This window comes from Streptomyces sp. NPDC001604, assembly GCF_042893475.1.
GTDB lineage: Bacteria > Actinomycetota > Actinomycetes > Streptomycetales > Streptomycetaceae > Streptomyces.
The window spans coordinates 83,767-104,552 of sequence record NZ_JBIAUY010000006.1 but is presented as its reverse complement, the minus strand read 5'-3'; the positions used below and the strand labels follow the sequence as shown (position 1 = coordinate 104,552).

The following is a 20,786-nucleotide window of genomic DNA, read 5'->3' as shown; positions in this document are numbered from 1 at the left end:
AACCCGCGGAGCACCTATTCCAGAAGCTCCGCATACGAGCCCATGGCCATGGCGATGTCCGCCTGGGCCCAGAACCGGTGATACGTGAACGACGGCGCCGCCCCACCGGCCAGATACGCCTGGATCTTCGACCAGGCGGGGTCGTTCTTGTAGAACGACCTGATCGAGCTGAACGTCGACGACGAGTTGATCGCGTCCCCGTTCGGCATCTTGCCGCTCCAGCCGCTCGGCACATACACGCTGTCGTTGAACCGGTTGTAGTCGGTGCGCGTCTCCGGGACGGCGATGCCCAGGCTGTCCTGGTAGTTGTTCCACATGCCGTCCAGCAGTGCCTTCGCCGTCGACTTGGCGGTCGCGTCACCGGACTTGGCGCCGTAGTACGTCAAGGTCTTGGCGTACGCGGCGGCCACGCCGACGTCGTTGGTGTAGTCGGCGACGGTGACGTGCAGTCCGCTGTTGGAGCCGGGATTCGACGCGTTCCAGGTGTCGGGCTGGCCGGACCACTGCAGTGTCGCCGGGATCTGGTAGGTGCCGTCCGGGTTGATCGTGGTCTTGGACAGCGCCCACTTGACCCACTTGTCGAGGATCGCCTTGGCCTGCGGGTTGCCCGTCTGCTGGTAGTACTCGGCGACCCGCTCCATGGACCACGCCTGGAAGCCGAACCACTGGTTGGACGGCGGGTCGTGGTACACCGGAGCCTCGTCGTAGTACATGCCGTAGAACGTCGACTTCCCAGTCGGCGGCGTCGCGTACCGGCCCGCCCAGCTGTTGGTCGCACCGCCCGCGATGGCGCCCTCGGACGACTGCAGCCAGCGGTAGAACTCCAGCTGCCGGGTGAGCGAGGTGCCCCAATCGGATGCTCCCGTCGAGGACTTCGGCTTCAGGTCGGCGTAGGAGCTCAGCGCGTACGCGGCCAGGGGGTTCTGGTAACCCCCGTGCACATGACTGGAGCCGATGCGCCAGGCCCAGCCCGCGTTGGTGTCCGTGGCACCGCCCCAGGCGTAGTACCAGGACAGCAGGTAGTCGGAGGCGTCCTTGCCGGTGCCGGCCGGGCAGGTGGACGGACCGACACAGTTGCCGATCTTCTTGAAGTACTTGTCGTACATGGCGTAGCGCAGGTAGTCGCCCATCTTCGCGGCCTTGGTGACGGTCGCGGAGACGTCCGCGCCCTTGCCCTGCTGCTTGGCCCATACGTCGGCCCAGTACGCGGCCTGCACGGCACGCGCGTCGGCGTCCGGGGCGTCGGTGAACTTCCACTGCTTGGCGTACGACGAGTCGCCGGTGAACAGGTCCAGGTAGCCGTTCTTTCCGCCGTACTTGAAGGCGTCGCAGGTCGGCTGTGGCACCGTCTCCCACACCGACTCCTGCGGCCCGCGCTGGAAGGTGTTGATGTACGACGGGCCCTTCGCCGTCGGACCGCCCTCGCAGGTCCCGCCGGGCGTGTTGCCGTAGCCGTAGACGTTGTCGACGTCCTCAAGCCAGTGCATGCCGTACACGTCGTCCGTGCCGTACGCGCTCTTCAGCTCGCCCGCGATCGGATCGGAGCCGACCGAGACCGACGTGTCCAGCTTCGCCGGGTACTCGTTCGGGGTGTCCAGCTCGGGCGCGTACGTCGCCGGCTTCGAGGCGTTGTAGAAGGAACTCGTCGGCTGGTCGGCGTGGGTGGGGATCATGTACTTCTCCATGAGGGCCCACGCGCCGTTGAACTTGGACCAGTCACCGGTGACCTTGCCGTACATCGCCTGCAGCCACAGCAGATAGCTGTAGGCCTCCGACGTGGTCTCGTGGCCCTGGTCCGGGGCCTCGACGATCAGCGTCTCCACCGAGTGGTACGGGATGCCGTCGGGGGAGAAGTAGCCGTTCGCCGGATTGGTGATCTTCCCGTAGAGGTCCAGGAAGCGGGCGTCGTACGCCTTCGTGGCCGCCAGCTCGGTGACCGTGACCGCTGCCTTCGTGTAGCCCGTCGCCGTCGACTCGAAGGACGCCGAGCCGGTGCCGGAGGAGTCGGCGGTGATGGTCACGTTCTGGGCGGTGCTCCAGTTGGCGGGCGTGAAGGTGAGCGTCGCGCCGCCGGTCACCGACAGACCGGAGTTGCCGCTCGCCCGGGCCGTCGTCACGGTGACATTGGCGCTCGGCTGCGTCGACAGCTTCACCGCATAGGTACCCGACTTGCCCTGCTGGACGCCCAGTTGGGTCGGCGAGGCCACCACGGCGGGACCCGAGGCGACCGTGATGCCGACCGGCGTGGACTCCGCGGACGCGCCCAGGCTGTCGTACGCCTTCGCCACCAGCGAATGACTGCCCACGGTCAAGCCGGAGGCGGAGAGCGTGAAGGGCGCGCTGGTGTCCGTGCCCAGCAGGGTCGTGTCGTCGTAGAACTCGACCTTGCTGATCGTCGCGTTGTCGGCCGCGGCGGCGGTGGCCGCGAGCGGGACCGCGTCACCCTGCGTGTAGATTGCGCCCGCGGTGGGGCTGGTCAGCACGGTGACCGGCGGCTGGTGCGCGCCGGCGCAGGTGGTGCCGTTGATCGCGAAACTGGTGGGAGCGGTGTTGGTGCCGCTGTAGGTGAACTGCGCGCCGGTGGAGACCGCCGCGCCCGCGGCGATCTTCGCGTTGTAACCGGCGTCCTTCACGGTGACCGACTGACCGGACTGGGACCAGGTGCCGTTCCAGCCGTTGCTGAGCTTCTGGTTGCCGCTGTAGGCGTACGTCAGCGTCCAGCCGTTGATCGCGTCGGTTCCGCGGTTGGTGAGCGTGAGGTCGGCGGTGAAGCCGGAGCCCCAGTCGTTCGTCTTGTAGTCGACGCTGCACTGAAGTGCCGCCGCATGAGCGGGAGTCGTGCCGGTGCCGAGCATGGTGAGCGGAAGAGCGAGGGCCGCCACCACGGCGGTCCACAACCGCCGCGCAGTTCTGCGTCTCCTGCTGGGCTGCATGTGCTGGTTCCTCCTTGCGGCTCGGAAAAAGACGTGGGGGAAGGGAGGAGCAACAAGCCTTGAACCAGTGGGAGCGCTCCCATAGTGGGGACGGGGGTGAGGGCGGTCAAGGTGCTTGAAGAGTCGAAAAGATTCGACGCGCTTCAGCTGAGGGAAAGTCAGGAAAGTCTGCGACTCCCCTGTTCTTTGCCGTCACTTGGCGCTAGCTTCATGGGCACCAGTGGGAGCGATTCCATCAGTCGACGCGTCCGTCACGGCGCGCCCGAACTGCAAGGAGTCGCTCATGCGACACCCCCCGCGTTCAGGCCTTTTACTTGTTGCCGCCGCCGTGGCCCTGGTGGGCACGGCGGTCGCACCGGTCGTAACGGCACAGGGAGCCACCCCCGCCTGCTCGGTGGAGTACTCCGTCACCAGTCAGTGGGACAACGGCTTCCAGGGCGCCGTGAAGATCACCAACAACACGACGGCCGTGAGCAGTTGGAGCCTCAGCTTCGACTTCGCGAACGGCCAGAAGGTCGGCCAGGGCTGGAACGCCAAGTGGTCCCAGTCCGGTACGACGGTGACCGCGGCCAACGAGAGCTACAACGGCTCGCTGGCCACCGGCGCGAGCGTCAGCGCCGGGTTCCTCGCCTCCCGGTCGGGGACGAACGCCGTACCGACGTCGTTCAAGCTCAACGGGACGACGTGCAACGCCGATGCGGAGCCGTCCCCGCCGCCGACCGAGCCGCCCGCCGGTGGTACCGCACCCGCCCTGCATGTCTCCGGGAACAAGCTGGTGGACGCCGACGGCAGGAACCGCCGGCTGCTCGGCGTCAACCGTTCCGGCGGCGAGTTCATGTGCGTGCAGGGCCGGGGCATCTGGGACGGCCCGGTCGACGACGCCGCGCTCAGGGCGATCGCCGACTGGAAGGCGAACACCGTCCGCATCCCGCTCAACGAGGAGTGCTGGCTGGGACTTTCCGGCATCAAGCCCGAGTACGCGGGCGCCAACTACATCGCCGCCGTCAAGGACCTGGTGACCAGGGCCGAGGCGCACGGTCTGACGCCGATCCTCGATCTGCACTGGACCTACGGCCAGTACACCGGCAACTCGGCGGGCTGCTCCGACGTGCACGCCACCTGCCAGAAGCCGATGCCCGACATGCAGTACACACCGTCGTTCTGGTCGTCGGTGGCGAGCACCTTCAAGGCCGACCCGGCGGTCGTGTTCGACCTGTTCAACGAGCCGTACCCGGACCGGGCGACCTCCACCACCACCCAGGCGTGGCAGTGCTGGAAGGACGGGGGCACCTGCCCCGGCATCGGCTACCAGGTCGCCGGGATGCAGGACCTCGTCGACGCCGTGCGCTCCACCGGCGCCAAGAACGTCGTCATGGCCGGCGGTCTGGCGTACTCGAACGACCTCGGGGAGTGGCTCACGTACAGGCCCGCCGACCCGACGGGCAATCTCGTCGCCGCCTACCACGTCTACAACTTCAACACCTGCGCGAACGAGAGCTGCTGGAACTCCACCCTCGCACCGGTCGCGGCCCAGGTGCCGCTGATGGCCGGGGAGATCGGCGAGAACACCTGCTCGCACTCCTTCGTCGACCGGGTCATGAAGTGGTTCGACGACCGCGGCCTGTCCTACCTCGGCTGGACCTGGAACACCTGGGACTGCTCCTCCGGTCCCTCCCTGATCTCCAACTACGACGGAACCCCCACGTCGTACGGCACCGGGCTGCGCGATCACCTGCGCGCCCTCAACCCGTAAGTCCCGTATCCCGCAATTCCCGCATCGGAGAAGGAAACCCGCACTCATGAGTCGTACCAGAACAGCGTTGCTCGCCGCCCTGGCGCTGGTCGCCGGGACCGCCGGGGTCGCGACGGCCGTCGTCCCCGGCGATGTCTCCGCGGCCTCCGTCCCCTGCACCGTCGACTACAAGGTGCAGAACGACTGGGGCTCCGGCTTCACCGCCGCTGTCACCGTCACCAACAACGGCGCCGCCAAGAGCAGTTGGGCGGTGAAGTGGTCGTACGCCGGCAACCAGAAGATCACCAACTTCTGGAACTCGAAGATCAGCCAGAGCGGGGCGGCCGTCACCGCAGCCAACGAGAGCTACAACGGCGGGCTTGCCACCGGCGGCTCGGTCAGCTTCGGCTTCCAGGGCACCTACAGCGGCAGCAACGCCGTCCCGGCCACCTTCACCCTCGACGGTGTGACCTGCAACGTCGACGGCGGCCCGACCGACCCGGGCCCGACCGACCCCGGTCCGACCGGCCCGAAGGTCGACAACCCCTACGCCGGCGCCAAGGTGTACGTGAACCCGGAGTGGTCCGCCAACGCCGCCGCCGAGCCGGGCGGCAGCCGCGTCGCCAACCAGCCCACCGGTGTGTGGCTGGACCGGGTCGCCGCGATCAACGGCGCCGGCGGGAAGATGGGCCTGCGGGCGCACCTCGACGAGGCCCTGAAGCAGAAGGGCAGCGGCGAGCTCGTCGTCCAGCTGGTGATCTACGACCTGCCGGGCCGCGACTGTGCCGCGCTCGCCTCCAACGGTGAGTTCGGTCCGACGGACATCGACAAGTACAAGACGCAGTACATCGACCCGATCGCCGCGATCCTCGCCGATCCCAAGTACGCCTCGCTGCGGATCGTCACCACGGTCGAACTCGACTCCCTGCCGAACCTCGTCACCAACGTCTCGCCGCGGAACACCGCCACCCCCAACTGCGACACGATGAAGGCGAACGGCAACTACATCAAGGGTGTCGGCTACGCGCTGAACAAGCTCGGTGACGTCCCCAACGTCTACAACTACGTGGACGCCGGGCACCACGGCTGGCTCGGCTGGGACGACAACTTCTCGGCGACGGTCCAGACGATCAAGCAGGCGGCGACCGCCGAGGGTGCCACGGTGAACGACGTCCACGGCTTCATCACCAACACCGCCAACTACAGCGCGTTGAAGGAGCCGTACTACACCATCAACGACACCGTGAACGGCACGTCCGTGCGCCAGTCGAAGTGGGTCGACTGGAACCGGTACGTCGATGAGCTCTCCTACGCCCAGGCCTTCCGCCAGGAGGCCGTGAGCCAGGGCTTCCCCTCGGGCGTCGGCATGCTCATCGACACCTCCCGCAACGGCTGGGGCGGCAGCGCCCGGCCGACCGGTCCCGGCGCCCAGACCGATGTGAACACCTACGTCGACGGCGGCCGTGTCGACCGGCGCTTCAACACCGGCAACTGGTGCAACCAGGCCGGCGCCGGCCTCGGTGAACGGCCCAAGGCCAGCCCCGCGGCCGGGATCGACGCGTACGTGTGGATGAAGCCCCCGGGCGAGTCCGACGGCGCCAGCTCGGCGGTCCCGAACGACGAGGGCAAGGGCTTCGACCGGATGTGCGACCCGACCTACACGGGCAACCCGCGCAACAACAACAACATGTCCGGCGCCCTGCCGAACGCGCCACTGTCCGGTCACTGGTTCTCGGCGCAGTTCCAGCAGCTGATGCAGAACGCGTACCCGCCGTTGTCGTAGTGGCCGACGGCTGACCGACCCCGCCGGGGCCTACCCCTCCCCCCGGGCCAGGCCCCGGCGGATCGCGAACTCCACCGCCGAGTAGTCGGCGTCGCGCCGCTCCAGTTCCAGCGGCTCCCTCAGGTGCAGCGGCGGCTGCGCCATGAAACGGGGCCGGGTGCCGTGATGGGGCTGGGCGGCGTGCACCAGGAAGGGGTGACAGAGGTAGACGTCGCCGGGGCGGCCGGTGGCGAGGGCGAGCGGGCGGTGCGCGGAGGCGGCGTCCACCCGCGGGCCGAGCGTCATGAAGTCCGCGCCTTCGTCGCCGTACGGCGCCAGGACCCGTGGCACGTCCAGGTGGGAGCCGACCCTGATACGGGTCGGGGCGTCGTCCTCGGTCACCTCGCTGAACAGGAACAGCATCAGCAGGGCGCGATCCCTGGAGCGGAGGTTGGTGTGCCAGAGCTCGGCGCCCTGAGGTAGATAACTGCCCTCGATGTGCCAGCCGGCGTCGTCCGGCTCCTCCTCGTGCGGGAAGCGCAACGGGAAGCTGCCCAGTGAGTAGCGGGGGTCCCAGCGCCGCTCGCCCACCAGCAGATCGAACGCCATGTGCAGCACAGGTGTGTTGGCCGCCGCTGCGAACGGGCCCTGGGCCATTCCCGCCACCCGCACCACCGGGTCCTTCCAGGTGCCGGGGTCCTCGGGGTCGTACCCCGTCTCCTTCCACAGCAGCCGCGCGCAGTCCTCGGCGACCCGTGGCGGAAACGCCCCCTCGATCTTCACGAACCCGTCCGTGAGGAACCTCTCCACCAGTGCGTCGTCCATCGGGCCATCGTCGATGACCCGTCAGGCACCGTGCACCTCATTTTTGCCGCCGACTTTTGCCGTTGCGGCAACTGTGCTGGCCGTCATGCGGTGCGTCGGCGCACGCTGGGTCGCACCCGGACGAGAGGCTGACCTCCATGGCGCAAGGACACCACCACGGACACCGAGAGCACGGTCACGGTCACCGCCACGACCACACCGACATCGACTGGGCCGAGATGGCCCCGATGCTGGAGTCGCAGGCGGAGCTGTTCACGTCCCTCTATGAGCGGGCCATGACCTGGCTGACCGACAAACAGACCGAACCCGGGCTGATCGTCGACGCCGGCAGCGGGCCCGGTGTCGTCGCCTGTCTGCTCGCCGAGGCCTTCCCCGGGGCCCGGGTCGTCGCGGTCGACGGCTCGGCGCCGCTCCTGGAGCGGGCCCGTGCCCGGGCCGACCGGCTGGGGGTGGGCGATCGCTTCGGCACGCTCACCGGTGAACTGCCCGGAGTACTGGACGAGTTGGACTACCCCGCCGATCTGCTGTGGGCCAGCCGCAGCCTGCACCACATCGGCGACCAGCGGGCCGCTCTGGCCGCGTTCGCCGCGCGGCTCGCGCCCGGCGGCACACTCGCGCTCATGGAGGGCGGACTGCCCGCGCGGTTCCTGCCGCGCGACATCGGGATCGGCCGTCCCGGACTGCAGGCCCGCCTCGACGTGCTGGAGGAGGAGTGGTTCGCCGAGATGCGCTCCAGCCTGCCCGGCGCGGTAGCCGAGACCGAGGACTGGCCGGCCCTGATGGCCGCCGCGGGCCTCAGGCCCACCGGCACCCGGACCTTCCTGCTGGACCTGCCGGCCCCGGCCAAGGACCGCGCCCGCGCCTATGTCGCAGCCTCCCTCTCCCGCCTCCGCGAAAGCCTCGGCGACCACCTCGACGCCACCGACCGCGCCACCCTCGACCAGCTCCTCGACCCCGACGACAAGGCGAGCGTCCACCACCGCCCGGACGTGTTCGTCCTGGCGGCACACACGGTGCACACGGCGGCCCATGCCATGTGAGGCGCAGCCCAACTGGCCGTTGTACAAGGCCAGTTGGGCTGCCTGAGAGCTTGCGTGCCCCGCGTCCTAGTTGTTCTGGAGGAACTTCTTCGCCAGCTGATCCCCCAGGGAGACCGCCGCGCTGTGGCTCTCGATGGGGGACACCTGCGAGTTCTTGAAGAGGATGTAGGTCACGCCGGAGTCGGCGCCGCCGGTCTCGGGGTTGCTGTCTATGCCGAGGGCCTGGGCGGTGGCGTACGAGGCCTCACCGATGATCTTCGTGGGGCCGGTGTCGCCGACGACGGCGTACTCGACCTTGTTGTGGTAGATCACGGCGACCACGCCGCCGCCCTTGATGCCGGAGCTGGAGTAGTTCCAGATGCTGCTGGAGCTGGGCACGACCACGTACGGCAGTGAATCGGCCCTGAGCGGCTTGCCGTTGGACTGGTGGAACGCCGTGTCGTCCTGGTACCAGGGGTCGGTGTTCTCGTTGCACTTCGAGGTGCGCTGTCCGTCGCAGTCGATGTCCATGTCGGCCTTCCAGAAGACCGCGCCGTTCTTGCCGCAGACGGGGACCGTGGCCGAGGTCTCGTCGTCCGTCTTGTACTTGCCGTTGGAGATCTGCTGACACGAGGTCACCTTGGCGAGCAGGTCGGACGCGCTGACCGAGCCCTCCTGGGCGGACGCCGGTCCTGCCGTACCGGAGGCGTTCGCGGGGAGCACGCCGGCGGCGAGCAGGGCGGCCCCGGAGGCCGCGGCGAGGGTCAGTGTTCGTAGGCGCACTGTGGGGGACCCTTCTGTTAGGAAAGTTTCCTTACTCGGGTGCCGTACAAGGTGGCCCCCTTTACGTGCTCCCGTCAACCCCTTGGTCTGGACTTCCGTGCTACGGACCCACCTCCGGTCCTTATTGCAGCGGTTTGCCCGAAGGAGAAGACTGGAGCCACGGAATATCCAGATATGCGCCCGACTTCTGGGAGGCGAGGCGTCATGTTCGTCCGCACGGTGTATGCGACCGGGGATCCCGCGAAGATCGACACGGCCATCAGGGCACTGAACTCACAGGGACGGGATCTGCTGGAGGAGCGCCCGGGGTATCGCGGGGCCGGCATCTTCGTGGACCGGGAGGTCGGCAAGCTGCTGGCGGCGAGCTGGTGGGAGTCCGAGGAGGCCCGGCGCAACAGCGACGAGGTCATGCGCGAGCGGCGTGGTGCACTGCTGGAGCCCTTCGCGGCGACGACCGCGGTCGAGAACTACGAGGCGACGGTCTTCCACCAGGTGCGGCAGCCGGAGGCGGGCGCCGGGCTGCGGATCACCAGGCTGGAGTTCGACCCCATGGACGCGGACCTGCTCACCGAGACCTTCCGTGCCTCGGTGGTGCCCAGGCTCGAGACGCTGTCCGGGCTGGCCAGGGCGGTTCTGCTCGTCGACCGGGAGCGTGGACGCGGCCGAGTCGGCACCACGTTCACGGACCGCGGCTCCCTCGTTGCGTCCCGCGGGCCCCAGGCGGTGGCCCGGCACGAGGGCGCGGCCAAGGCGCACGTGACCGTGACCTCGCTGGAGGAGTTCGAGGTCGTCCACGCGGACGTGCGCGGCGACTGACGGGTTCCGTGCGGGAGTCGGCCGGAGCGCCGGCTCCGGGCACGGGTCGGCCCCCGCCCAACGGCGGGGGCCGACCCGTGTACCGCGCCAGCCGTCAGGCCATGTTGAACGTCGACGGGTCCGGACCCAGGCGCCGGTCCTCGTTGAGGGCGCTGATCGCCGCCAGGTCCTCGGTGTCCAGGCTGAAGTCGAAGACCTCGATGTTCTCCTTGATCCGGGACGGGGTCACGGACTTGGGGATCACGATGTTGCCCAGCTGAAGGTGCCAGCGCAGCACGACCTGTGCCGGGGTGCGGCCGTGCTTCTGGGCGATGGCGACGATCGCCGGGACCTCGAGGAGGCCCTTGCCCGAGCCGAGCGGCGACCAGGCCTCGGTCGCGATGCCCTGCTCCGCGTGGTACTCGCGGGCGGCGTGCTGCTGCAGGTGCGGGTGCAGCTCGATCTGGTCGACCGCCGGGATGACCGAGGTCTCTGCGATCAGCCGCTGAAGGTGCTCGGGCTCGAAGTTGGAGACGCCGATCGCGCGGATGCGACCGTCGGCGTGCAGCTTCTCGAACGCCTTGTACGTGTCGACGTAGTTGTCCCGGGCGGGGGTCGGCCAGTGGATCAGGTACAGGTCGACGTACTCCACGCCGAGCTTGTCCAGCGACGCGTCGAAGGCGCGCAGCGTGGAGTCGTAGCCGTGGTCGCTGTTCCAGAGCTTGGTGGTGAGGAAGATGTCCTCGCGGGGGACGCCGGAGGCGGCGATCGCCTTGCCGGTGCCCTCTTCGTTGCCGTAGATCGCCGCTGTGTCGATGCTGCGGTACCCGGCCTCCAGAGCGGTGGCGACGGCCCGCTCCGCCTCGTCGTCCGGCACCTGCCAGACGCCGAAGCCCAGCTGGGGCATCTTGACGCCGTTGTTGAGGATGATCGGGGGGACCTTGCTGCTCACGAGCTCTCGATCCTTACGGTTGTCGTCAGGTGGTACTCCCATCGTCAACGATCACGGGCGGTCATGCATTCCTGACCGGAAAATCCATCCCGACTGACTGTCGAGTCAGTTGACGGATCCAGGGATTGTCCGGAAATGCATCCGACGTCTTCGGTCCGGACCATTGACGCGGGCCCTTCGTCCCGCAACTCTGGATCGCGCCACCGAACGAGTTCATGAACTCGGTGCATGCATGTGAACACCTCGCGCCTGTCTGGGCCTCCCCAGCCCCCCACCCCTCAGGAAAGCAGGTACGGCTCCATGAACGAGACGCTTCGGTATGTCCTCCGCACGGAACAGCCGCTGCCGGAAGAGCGGGAGACATCGGATGAAAACGTCTGGCAAAGCCCTGGTTATGCGGTGGTGGAGACCGCTCTCGAAGTGACCGCCTACGCCCTCGGCGACCGCTGACCGCCCGTACGGCGACCGCACCGTGACCGCCACCACCGTCCGTGCCGACGGCGCCACCGCCTGGGGAACCGCCGAGTTCACCGAGCGGCTGCGCGCCGTCGCCGCGGAGCGCTACCACGACCGCCACCCCTTCAACCTGCGGATGCACCGCGGTGAACTGAGCCCGGCCGAGCTGCGCCGCTGGATCGCCAACCGCTTCCACTACCAGCGCCACATCCCCGTCAAGGACGCCCTGATCCTCGCCGGGCTGGACCGGCCCGAGCTGCGCAGGTCCTGGCTGCGCCGCATCCAGGACCACGACGGCACGGCCGAGGGGGAGGGCGGGATCGAACGCTGGCTGCGCCTCGGCGAGGCGGCCGGCCTGCACCGCGACGAACTCTGGGACGGCTCCCGGGTGCTGCCCGGCGTCCGCCTTGCGGTCGACGGATACGTCAACTTCTGCCGCCTGCACCCGGTCCTGGACGCGATCGCCGCCTCGCTCACGGAACTCGCCGCACCCGACCTCATGCGCACCCGTATCGCCGCCTTCGAGCGGCACTACCCCTGGATCGACCAGGACGGCCTCGCCTACTTCCGCACCCGCATCGACCAGGGCGGCCGCGACGGAGCCGAGGCCCTCGCCCTGGTCCTCGACCTGGCCCGCAGCCGCGAGCAGCAGCAACGCGCGCTGTCCGCCCTGGAGTTCAAGTGCGAGGTGCTGTGGTCGCTGCTGGACGCGGTGGCCGGAGGCGGCCCATGACCTGGCGTCCGGCGCTCTCCCGCGGTGTCGTCCTGCACCACGACCGCGTGCGGGACACCGCCCTGCTGCTGCTCCCCGAGCGGGTGGTCGTACTGCGCGGCAGCGCGGGCCCTGTCCTGCGCCTTTGTGACGGCACGCGCGCGGTGGACGCCATCGTCGCCGAACTCGGCGAACGGCACCCGACCGCGCCCGTCGCCGCCGAAGTCCCCGGTTTCCTCGCCGCGTTGCGAAAGGAGGGCTGGCTCGTATGACCGTGGACGCCCCCTGGGCGCTGCTCGCCGAACTCACCCACGGCTGTCCGCTGCGCTGCGGGTACTGCTCCAACCCCGTCGAACTGATCGGTCGGTCAAGGGAGCTGGACGCAGGGCAGTGGTCCGACGTGTTCCGCCAGGCCGCCGACCTCGGCGTCGTGCAGACACACCTGTCCGGCGGCGAGCCCCTGCTCCGACGCGATCTGCCCCGTATCGTCGCGGCCGCCGACACCGCGGGCCTCTACACACAGCTGGTCACCAGCGGGGTGGGCCTGAGCGAGCGGCGCACGGCGCAGCTCGCCGGGGCCGGGCTGCGCAGCGTCCAGCTCTCGGTGCAGCACGCCGACCCGGGGGCCTCGGAGCGCATCGCGGGCGCCCGCTCGTTCGCGGCCAAGGAGCGGGCCGCCCGGCTGATCCGCGCCTCCGGTCTCCCCTTCGGCCTCAACATCGTGCTCCACCGCGCCAATCTCGACGCCCTCGACGACCTGATCGCCCTGGGCCTCGCGTGGGGCGCCGACCGCATCGAACTCGCCCACGCGCAGTTCCACGGCTGGGCCCTGCGCAACCGCGCGGCCCTGCTGCCCACCCGGGAACAGGTCGAACAGGCCCGCACCTCGGTCTCCCGCTGGCGCCAGCTCCTCGACGGCGCGGTGGAGTTGGTGTGGGTCGCCCCGGACTGGGTGGATGCCACCGCGAAACCCTGCATGGGCGGCTGGGGTGCCGTATCGCTCACCGTCGCCCCGGACGGCACGGTCCTGCCCTGCCCGGCCGCGGCCGCCCTGCCGGACCTCGACCCGCCGAACGTGCGCGAGCACCGACTGGCGTGGATCTGGCGGGAGTCGAAGGCCTTCAACGCCTACCGCGGCCAGTCCTGGATGCCCGAGCCCTGCCGCGGCTGCGCCCTGCGCTCCACCGACCACGGCGGCTGCCGCTGCCAGGCCCACGCGCTCACCGGCGACGCGGGCCGTACCGACCCCGCCTGCCGGCACGCCCCCGACCACCACCTCGTGCGCGATCTCGTCGAGGAGCCGCGCGGTGACCTCGCCTACGCCTACCGAAAGGGAGGAACATGAGAACCGGACGTCTGCGGACGGCACTGACGACCCTCGCCCTCGTCACCGCCGGCCTCGTCACCCTGCCGGCGGCGACACCGGCTCCGCCCGCCGCCCCCGCGCCCGCACACCTCAGGGCCACCGCCCCCGACTGGTCCGTGGCCGTCGTCGACTCCACGATGGCCCGCTACACCCCGAGCAGCATCGGCGGCTGGTCCTACCCGGTCGGTCTCTACCTCTACGGCCAGTACCTCACGTACAAGCGCACCCACGACGCCCGCTATCTGGCCTACATCAAGGACTACGTCGACCGTTTCGTGAAGAGCGACGGCTCCATCGGCCAGTCCTTCAACAGCCTGGACAGCATGCAGGCCGGGCGGCTGCTGGTGATCCTGCACCACGAGACCGGCCAGGACCGCTACCGCAAGGCGGCCAAGAAGATCGTCGACCGCCTGAGCACCTACCCGCGCACCGCCGACGGCGGCTTCTGGCACGCGGACTCCGCAAGCCGCGCCCACCAGCTCTGGTCGGACGGCGTCTACATGGTGAACCCGTTCCTCGTCGAGTACGGCAAGGAGTTCGGCGACAGCGCGCACACCGACGACGAGGCGGCGAAGCAGCTGTACGTGTACGGCAGCCATCTGCAGGTGGCGAACGGTCTGCTCCGGCACGCCTACGACGAGTCGAAGAGCGCGAGCTGGGCCGACCCGCAGACCGGGCTCGCCCCCGAGCACTGGTGTCGCGCGGTCGGCTGGTACTCCATGGCGGTCGTCAATGTGCTGGACGCGCTCCCCGCGAACCATCCGCGCCGGACCCAGCTGCTCGATGTCTTCCGAAAGTTGGCGGCCGGGCTGGAGAAGTATCAGGACCCGGCGACCGGGCGCTGGTTCCAGGTGATCGACAAAGGCGGCCGCAGCGGCAACTGGACCGAGACGTCCTGCTCCAGCATGTTCACCTACGCCCTCTCACGCGGAGCTCAGCAGCACTACCTCGACCCGCACTACGCGGACGTCGCCCGCCGGGGATACCAGGGGGTGCTCGCGAAGCTGTCGACCGGCCCGGACGGCCGTACCGACCTCGCCGACATCTCCGTCGGCACGAACGTCGGCGACTACGCGTACTACATCGCCCGCACCCGGGCCACCAACGACTTCCACGGCCTGGGCGCCTTCCTGATCATGAACGAGCAACTGCGAGGTGATTAATGTCATGAGCACATCCAGAAGGGTGTTGTTGGGTGCCGCTCTCGGTGGCGCGGCCACGGCGGCGGTCGGCCTGCCGGCCGGCACCGCCCACGCCGCCTCCTGGCAGCAGAAGTGGGCGCCGTCCGCGAGCCGCGACGGCCTGGGCGCCTTCGAGACGGTCGAGGACGACCGCGCCGACTCGCACCCCGCCGGCCATCCGCACATCTTCGCCACCGGCAACAACTGGCGCTTCAACATGCACACCGTCGACCGCGACACCTCGACAGACCGTCAGCGCCAGGAGGTCACGGGCCTGCGCAACGGCAGCGGCGGCAACTACCTCAAGTGGACCCAGGGCCAGACCTGGCGTCTCACGTACTCGATGTACATCCCGAGCTCGCTGAAGGCCACGACCACCTTCACGCACATCATGCAGATGAAGCAGCCGGGCAACGGCACCTCGCCGATCGTGGTGCAGTCGCTGCGCCGGGTGAACGGCAGGCAGACCATCGAGTTGAAGCTGGCCGTCGACGACATCCTCGTCGGCCGCACCGACCTGGATCCTCTGCACGACACATGGACCGACGTCGACTTCCAGATCAAGGTCGGCAACGGCTCGGCCGGCTCCGTCCGCTGGATCCTCAAGTCCGGCGGCTCCACCGTCGTCGACGCGTCGAAGACCGGCGTCGACACCTTCCTGGCCGACCGTGTGCGCCCGAAGTGGGGCATCTACCGCTCCCTCGGCGACACCTCCGGGTCCCTGCAGGACACCTACCTGCTGCTCACCAACCTCCGCGGCTACCAACTCGTCTGAGAGGCCGTCATATGAGACCCCCCACCGCACGGCGGACGGGGGCGGCGGCGATCGTGTTCTTCGTCGTCGCCGTCGCCCTCGGACTCGCCCACCCCGCCGCGCTCGCGGCCCCGCACCGCCCCCCGCACACCGCCGCCGTCTACGACGTCCGTGACTACGGAGCCAAGGCGGACGGCTCCGCCAACGACACCCCTGCCATCAACCGGGCCATCACGGCGGCGAGTTCGGCCGACGGCGGCGGAATCGTGCGCTTCCCCGCCGGCGCCTACAAGTCCCAGAACACCATCCACATGAAGAGCCATGTGACGCTCCAGCTCGACAAGGGCGCCACGATCCAGGGTTCCGGCGCCGACACCTACGACAAGGCCGAGTCCAACCCGTACGACGCCTACCAGGACTACGGGCACAGCCACTTCCACGACGCGATGATCCACGGCGACAAACTGACCGACATCGGCTTCGTCGGGCAGGGCGTCATCGACGGCATGGGCAACCTGATCACCGGCAACCCGAAGTCCGGCGAGGCCGACAAGATCATCTCCCTGACGCGCTGCGACGGACTCCGTATCGGAGACGGGCTCACCCTGCGCCGCGGCGGCCACTTCGCCGCACTCATCAACGGCTGCAAGAACGTCACCTCGGACCGTCTCACGATCGACACCGCGAGCGACCGCGACGGCTGGAACATCATCTCCACGACGAACGTCACGGTGACCCACGCGAACATCAAGGCCAACGACGACGCGCTCGTCTTCAAGAGCGACTACGCCCTCGGCGCCAAGCTGCCCAACGGCCATGTGCGGGTGAGCGATTCGACGCTCGGCGCCAGGTGCTGCAACGCCCTGATGTTCGGCTCCGAGACCTGCGGAGACTTCTCGGACTACCAGTTCGAGAAGATCCGGATCGACGGCGCCGACAAGTCCGGCCTCGGCATGGTGTCGATGGACGGCGCGAAGATCTCCGACGTCCACTATCGCGACATCACGATGACCGACGTCCACTCGCCGATCATGCAGAAGATCGGCACCCGGAAGCGCTGCGGCAACCATCCCGGCATCGGATCGATCGGCAACATCACCTACGACAACATCACGGCCACCGGCAACAGCCCGTCCTTCAGCCCGACCCTGTGGGGCGAGAGCGGCCACCGGATCAACGGTGTCACCTTCCACGACGTCCACATCACCGTGCCCGGTGGCCACGGCACCATGTCCACCGCGGTGCCGAGCAACGACCCGGGCGACTACAACCCGAAGGCCATCGGCACCCGCCCGGCCTACGGCTGGTACGTGCACAACGCCGACCATGTCCAGTTCGCCGACAGCTCGGTCGGGTTCGCGTCGGACGACGGCCGCCCCGCGGTCATCGCCAACGCGGCGAGCGACATCCGCTTCACCGGCTTCACCGCCGGGCGCGGCTCCGCGTCGCCGTACGACCTGGGTTTCCAGGACGTCGACGGGTACTGCCTGAGCGGCGTGACGCTGCGGGTGTCGAGCAGTGGGTCCACCGAGAACTGCACGAACGCCGTACGGCCCCTCGATCTGGAGAACCCCCGCCAGGACTTCCTCCGCAACTCGGTCGGCGGCCTCTTCCTGCACTGGGGCCTGCGCACCGCACCCGCCCACACCAGCTGCAGCGCCTGGGAGAACGACGTCACGAGCGGCGGCTGGACACCGCAGTACTGGGTGAACGAGGCGCAGAAACTGCACACCCAGTACCTCGTCGTCGCCACCTTCCACAGCCGCCTCGGCTATGCCCGCCCCTGGCCGTCGAAGATCCCCGGATCCTGCTCCACCAAGCGGGACTTCCTCGGTGAGCTGATCACCGCCGCCAAGGCCAAGGGCATGAAGGTCATCCTCTATATGACCGACGACCCGAAGTGGCACGACGAGGGCGGCCACGAGTGGCTCGACTCGGCCGCCTACTCCGCCTACAAGGGCAAGAGAGTCGACCTCACCACCCGCGACGGTTTCGGGCAGTTCAGCTACGACAACTTCTTCGAGGTCATGGACCGCTACCCCGAGCTCGGCGGCTTCTGGATCGACAACGACAACTCCTACTGGGAGAGCCACAACCTCTACCAGCAGATCTACGACAAGCGCCCGAACTACACGCTCAGCAACAACAACGAAGACACGCCGATCATGGACATGATCAGCAACGAGCAGAAGACGGGAATGACACCCGCCTACGACTACCCGCAGGCGATCTACACCGCCCAACCCCGCCTGACCGAGGCCGACTTCAAGCTGCCCTCTACCGGCGCCTGGTGGTACGACGGCTCCAACCCCTCCGTCGACCGCGCACTCACCCTCGGCCGCCTCATCACCAACGCCGGCTCCTCGGTGAAGGCGCTGATGGCCGAGACGGCTCAGGTCAACGGCAAGTTCCCGTCGAACCAGGCATCCTTCAACACCTTCGCCGACTCCTACCTCGACCCCATCTGGGAGTCCCTGCACGGCACCGAGGGCGGCGGCTACATGTACGGCGGCCTCAAGCCCGGCTTCTGGAACGACGGCGCGCACGGCGTCACGACGATCAGCAAGAGCGACCCGAACCTGCAGTACGTCCATGTCCTGACCCCGCCCGGCACCAGCACCCTGCGCATCCGCGACAACGGCTACCGCATCGCCTCCGTCACCAACCTCCGCACGGGAGCGGCGGTTTCGTGGTCGCAGTCCGGCGGCGTGCTCACCCTGAGCGGGCTCGGCAACTGGGACCCGTACGACACGGTCTTCAAGGTCACGACGGCAGGCCGCCAGGGCATCCTCGCCGGCGTCAAGGTCAGCGCGAGCGCCTCCGCGAGCGGGCACGCCGCGTCGGCGGCCGGTGACGGCGACTACCTCACCTACTGGGACAACAACAAGACCCTCCCCGTGAACCTCACCTTCGACCTCGGCTCGGCCAAGAAGGTGCAGTACATCGGGCTCAACCAGCGTGAGGACTCCGTGGCCTACGCCCGTTCCAGCACCGAGCAGTCGGCGCGGATCAAGGACTACAAGGTGTTCCTGAGCAACGACGGCTCGACCTGGGGGAGCGCGGTCAAGTCCGGCCAGCTGCCCAGCCGCCGCGGAATCCAGGGCATCGACCTGACCGCCGCGGGCGCCCGCTACGTCCGGCTCGAGGTCGACACCACCTGGGCCGCCTCCAGCGACACCACCCGTTACCAGCGACTGCGGGTCGACGAGGCGTGGATCGGGACGTCGTACGCCACACCCGCGAACGGGGGACAGTCATGATCCGTCTCAGATCGCTCACGGCCGCGGCGGCGGGCCTGCTGCTCGCCGCGGCGGTGCCGCTCGTGGGCACCGCCCACCCGGCGGCCGCCTCCGACAACGGCCAGTCCGTCCGGCCCGCCATGGGCTGGTCCAGCTGGAGCTTCGTGCGCCGCACGCCGACCGAGGCGAAGATCAAGGCGCAGGCCGACGCGCTGGTCTCCAGTGGCCTCAAGGACCACGGCTTCGTCTACGTCAACCTCGACGACTTCTGGCAGAAGTGCGACAGCAACGGCTTCACCGTGGACGGCTACGGCCGCTGGGCCGTCGACACCGCCAAGTTCCCGGACGGCATCAAGGGGGTGGCCGACTACGTCCACTCCAAAGGCCTGAAGTTCGGTTTCTACGTCACGCCGGGCATCGCGAAGAACGCCGTCACCAAGAACACGCCGATCGAGGGGACCTCGTACCACGCCAAGGACATCGCGGACACGTCCAGGACCGAGAAGAACTACAACTGCAAGAACATGTACTACATCGACTACTCCAAGCCGGGCGCCCAGGAGTTCGTCAACTCCTGGGCCAAGCAGTTCGCGTCCTGGGGTGTCGACTACCTGAAGATCGACGGGGTGGGCAGCGCCGACATCCCCGACGTCCAGGCCTGGGACAAGGCGCTGCGGGCCGGCGGACGGCCCATCAACTTCGCCCTGTCCAACAACCTGCCGATCGCGGATGCCTCCACCTGGCGGAAACTGGCGAACAGCTGGCGCACCCAGGGTGACGTCGAGTGCTACTGCGGGCCGGGCAGCAACGGCAGCGGCTATCCGCTGACCGACTGGTCCCACGTCTCCAAGCGCTTCGACTCGGCCGCCTCCTGGCAGCAGTACGCCGGGCCCGGCGGCTGGAACGACCTGGACTCGCTGGAGATCGGCAACGGCGACGAGGTGGGCCTGACGGCCGACCAGCGCCGCTCGCACTTCACGCTGTGGTCGATGGCGGCGGCCCCGCTGCTGCTCGGCACCGACCTCACCCGACTCGACTCCGTCGACAAGGCGATGCTGACCAACGACCGGCTGATCGGCGTCGACCAGGACGGGGTCGCCGCGAAGCGGATCGTCAGCAGCGGTGTCAAACAGGTCTGGAGCAAGAAGGAGAGCGACGGACAGTACGTCGTGGCCCTGTTCAACACCGGGACCTCGGGCAACGCGACGGTGAGCGTGAACTGGTCGCAGGTCGGCTTCAACGGCTCGGGTGACGTGACCGACCTCTGGTCCGGATCCCACAAGGGCGTGATCGCCGACTCCTACAGCGCGACCCTGCGTCCGGGCGAGACCCGGCTCATCCGGGTCAAGCCCGTCAACTCCCTGAAGGCGGCCGCCGCTTCGCCCGGGTTCGCCGTGGCCCCCTACGAGTACCTCGGCTGGGGCAACCCCCAAAGCCCCACGTCGGTGATGTCCGCGACCGGCGTCAAGTGGTTCACCCTCGCCTTCATCCTCTCCGACGGCACCTGCAACCCGAAGTGGGACGGCTCCCGCCCGCTGACCGGGGGCAGCGACCAGTCGACGATCAACGCGATCAGAGGCGCGGGCGGTGACGTCGTCGTCTCCGTCGGCGGCTGGAGCGGGAACAAGCTCGGCGAGAAGTGCTCCAGTGCCTCCGCGCTCGCCGGCGCCTACCAGAAGGTGATCAACGCCTACAGGCTGAAGGCGCTCGACATCGACATCGAGAACACCGAGTGGTCCAACGCGACCGTGCGGCAGCGGGTGGTCGACGCGCTGAAGACGGTGAAGGCGAACAACCCGGGCCTGAAGACCGTCATCACCTTCGGCACCACCTCCTCCGGCCCCGACTCCACCGGCGTCGACATGATCAAGCGGGCCGCCGACTCCGGGCTGGCGAACGACGTCTGGTGCATCATGCCGTTCGACTTCGGCGGCGGCACCACCACCATGGGCAGCCTCACCACCAAGGCCATGGAAGGACTCAAGGCCCGGGTGAAGTCGGCGTACGGCTACAGCGACGCCACCGCCTACACCCACATCGGGCTGTCGTCGATGAACGGCAAGACCGACGACTCCGGTGAGCGCGTGCGGGTGGCCGACTTCAAGACCATGCTCGCCTACGCCCAGCAGCACCACATCGGACGGCTCACCTACTGGGCCGTCAACCGCGACCGGGCCTGCGGCTCGGGCACCGACGGCGACGCCTGTAGCGGCGTGACGCAGCAGCCGTACGACTACCTCAAGGTCTTCACCCAGTACACGGGCTGAGGGGAACATC

The 20,786-nt window shown here is 68.6% G+C and carries 16 protein-coding genes; 12 read left to right on the top strand and 4 right to left on the bottom strand.

The genetic code is table 11. From position 1 onward, the window contains the following. Positions 1 to 14: 14 nt before the first annotated feature. Complete coding sequence (locus ACFY1E_RS18825) at positions 15 to 2,933, bottom strand: glycoside hydrolase family 48 protein (protein WP_389077164.1); 2,919 nt, start codon at positions 2,931 to 2,933, stop codon at positions 15 to 17. Between the two features lie 283 nt (positions 2,934 to 3,216). Here ACFY1E_RS18825 and ACFY1E_RS18820 point away from each other — a divergent pair, with 283 nt between their 5' ends. Then, positions 3,217 to 4,686 carry a cellulase family glycosylhydrolase gene (locus ACFY1E_RS18820; RefSeq protein WP_389077162.1) on the top strand — a complete coding sequence of 490 codons (1,470 nt, stop codon included), beginning with the start codon at positions 3,217 to 3,219 and terminating at the stop codon, positions 4,684 to 4,686. A 46-nt stretch (positions 4,687 to 4,732) separates the two neighbouring features. Next, positions 4,733 to 6,448 (top strand): glycoside hydrolase family 6 protein, encoded by a 1,716-nt coding sequence (locus ACFY1E_RS18815; RefSeq protein WP_389077159.1) that lies wholly within the window; start codon positions 4,733 to 4,735, stop codon positions 6,446 to 6,448. A 30-nt stretch (positions 6,449 to 6,478) separates the two neighbouring features. Here ACFY1E_RS18815 and ACFY1E_RS18810 read toward each other — a convergent pair whose 3' ends face one another. Continuing rightward, entirely contained in the window at positions 6,479 to 7,252 is a 774-nt protein-coding gene (locus ACFY1E_RS18810; protein ID WP_389077157.1) for a phytanoyl-CoA dioxygenase family protein, read from the bottom strand. Between the two features lie 137 nt (positions 7,253 to 7,389). Here ACFY1E_RS18810 and ACFY1E_RS18805 point away from each other — a divergent pair, with 137 nt between their 5' ends. Continuing rightward, entirely contained in the window at positions 7,390 to 8,292 is a 903-nt protein-coding gene (locus ACFY1E_RS18805) for a class I SAM-dependent methyltransferase (protein ID WP_389077154.1), read from the top strand. Between the two features lie 66 nt (positions 8,293 to 8,358). On the opposite strand, the gene ACFY1E_RS18800 is transcribed toward ACFY1E_RS18805, so the two are convergent. After that, complete coding sequence (locus ACFY1E_RS18800) at positions 8,359 to 9,054, bottom strand: glycoside hydrolase family 75 protein (protein WP_389077152.1); 696 nt, start codon at positions 9,052 to 9,054, stop codon at positions 8,359 to 8,361. A gap of 204 nt (positions 9,055 to 9,258) precedes the next feature. Here ACFY1E_RS18800 and ACFY1E_RS18795 point away from each other — a divergent pair, with 204 nt between their 5' ends. Beyond that, complete coding sequence (locus tag ACFY1E_RS18795; RefSeq protein WP_389077150.1) at positions 9,259 to 9,870, top strand: hypothetical protein; 612 nt, start codon at positions 9,259 to 9,261, stop codon at positions 9,868 to 9,870. 94 nt (positions 9,871 to 9,964) lie between these two features. Here the strand turns inward: ACFY1E_RS18795 and ACFY1E_RS18790 are convergent, their stop codons facing one another. Next, on the bottom strand, positions 9,965 to 10,801 hold the full coding sequence (locus ACFY1E_RS18790; RefSeq protein ID WP_389077147.1) for an aldo/keto reductase: 837 nt from the start codon (positions 10,799 to 10,801) through the stop codon (positions 9,965 to 9,967). A 300-nt stretch (positions 10,802 to 11,101) separates the two neighbouring features. Between ACFY1E_RS18790 and ACFY1E_RS18785 the strand changes: the two genes are divergently transcribed. The 8 genes from ACFY1E_RS18785 to ACFY1E_RS18750 are packed head-to-tail and all read left to right on the top strand — an operon-like array spanning position 11,102 to position 20,776. Further along, on the top strand, positions 11,102 to 11,251 hold the full coding sequence (locus tag ACFY1E_RS18785) for a pyrroloquinoline quinone precursor peptide PqqA (RefSeq protein ID WP_389077145.1): 150 nt from the start codon (positions 11,102 to 11,104) through the stop codon (positions 11,249 to 11,251). Between the two features lie 22 nt (positions 11,252 to 11,273). Next, the gene (gene pqqC / locus ACFY1E_RS18780) at positions 11,274 to 11,990 is read left to right on the top strand and encodes a pyrroloquinoline-quinone synthase PqqC (RefSeq protein ID WP_389077143.1); all 717 of its coding nucleotides are present in this window, start codon (positions 11,274 to 11,276) and stop codon (positions 11,988 to 11,990) included. Continuing rightward, on the top strand, positions 11,987 to 12,241 hold the full coding sequence (gene pqqD / locus ACFY1E_RS18775) for a pyrroloquinoline quinone biosynthesis peptide chaperone PqqD (protein WP_389077141.1): 255 nt from the start codon (positions 11,987 to 11,989) through the stop codon (positions 12,239 to 12,241). The genes pqqC and pqqD overlap by 4 nt, the downstream gene beginning before the upstream one ends. Further along, a complete protein-coding gene (pqqE, locus tag ACFY1E_RS18770) occupies positions 12,238 to 13,314 on the top strand; it encodes a pyrroloquinoline quinone biosynthesis protein PqqE (protein WP_389077138.1) in 1,077 nt (358 codons plus the stop codon). Before pqqD ends, pqqE begins: the two co-directional genes overlap by 4 nt. Beyond that, positions 13,311 to 14,498 (top strand): glycoside hydrolase family 105 protein, encoded by a 1,188-nt coding sequence (locus tag ACFY1E_RS18765; protein WP_389077137.1) that lies wholly within the window; start codon positions 13,311 to 13,313, stop codon positions 14,496 to 14,498. The genes pqqE and ACFY1E_RS18765 overlap by 4 nt, the downstream gene beginning before the upstream one ends. Before the next feature lie 4 nt (positions 14,499 to 14,502). After that, positions 14,503 to 15,291: a Tat pathway signal sequence domain protein gene (locus ACFY1E_RS18760; RefSeq protein WP_389077135.1), complete on the top strand. Its 789-nt coding sequence runs from the start codon at positions 14,503 to 14,505 to the stop codon at positions 15,289 to 15,291. Between the two features lie 11 nt (positions 15,292 to 15,302). Beyond that, entirely contained in the window at positions 15,303 to 18,530 is a 3,228-nt protein-coding gene (locus tag ACFY1E_RS18755) for a glycosyl hydrolase family 28 protein (protein WP_389077132.1), read from the top strand. Further along, positions 18,527 to 20,776 (top strand): alpha-galactosidase, encoded by a 2,250-nt coding sequence (locus ACFY1E_RS18750; protein ID WP_389077129.1) that lies wholly within the window; start codon positions 18,527 to 18,529, stop codon positions 20,774 to 20,776. The genes ACFY1E_RS18755 and ACFY1E_RS18750 overlap by 4 nt, the downstream gene beginning before the upstream one ends. Positions 20,777 to 20,786 lie beyond the last annotated feature (10 nt).

Excerpts from the sequence above, each read along its gene's own strand:
- ACFY1E_RS18825 (WP_389077164.1), bottom strand. The coding sequence starts at position 2,933 with ATGCAGCCCAGCAGGAGACGCAGAACTGCGCGGCGGTTGTGGACCGCC.
- ACFY1E_RS18820 (WP_389077162.1), top strand. The coding sequence starts at position 3,217 with ATGCGACACCCCCCGCGTTCAGGCCTTTTACTTGTTGCCGCCGCCGTG.
- ACFY1E_RS18815 (WP_389077159.1), top strand. The coding sequence starts at position 4,733 with ATGAGTCGTACCAGAACAGCGTTGCTCGCCGCCCTGGCGCTGGTCGCC.
- ACFY1E_RS18810 (WP_389077157.1), bottom strand. The coding sequence starts at position 7,252 with ATGGACGACGCACTGGTGGAGAGGTTCCTCACGGACGGGTTCGTGAAG.
- ACFY1E_RS18805 (WP_389077154.1), top strand. The coding sequence starts at position 7,390 with ATGGCGCAAGGACACCACCACGGACACCGAGAGCACGGTCACGGTCAC.
- ACFY1E_RS18795 (WP_389077150.1), top strand. The coding sequence starts at position 9,259 with ATGTTCGTCCGCACGGTGTATGCGACCGGGGATCCCGCGAAGATCGAC.
- ACFY1E_RS18785 (WP_389077145.1), top strand. The coding sequence starts at position 11,102 with ATGAACGAGACGCTTCGGTATGTCCTCCGCACGGAACAGCCGCTGCCG.
- pqqD (WP_389077141.1), top strand. The coding sequence starts at position 11,987 with ATGACCTGGCGTCCGGCGCTCTCCCGCGGTGTCGTCCTGCACCACGAC.
- pqqE (WP_389077138.1), top strand. The coding sequence starts at position 12,238 with ATGACCGTGGACGCCCCCTGGGCGCTGCTCGCCGAACTCACCCACGGC.
- ACFY1E_RS18765 (WP_389077137.1), top strand. The coding sequence starts at position 13,311 with ATGAGAACCGGACGTCTGCGGACGGCACTGACGACCCTCGCCCTCGTC.
- ACFY1E_RS18760 (WP_389077135.1), top strand. The coding sequence starts at position 14,503 with ATGAGCACATCCAGAAGGGTGTTGTTGGGTGCCGCTCTCGGTGGCGCG.
- ACFY1E_RS18755 (WP_389077132.1), top strand. The coding sequence starts at position 15,303 with ATGAGACCCCCCACCGCACGGCGGACGGGGGCGGCGGCGATCGTGTTC.
- ACFY1E_RS18750 (WP_389077129.1), top strand. The coding sequence starts at position 18,527 with ATGATCCGTCTCAGATCGCTCACGGCCGCGGCGGCGGGCCTGCTGCTC.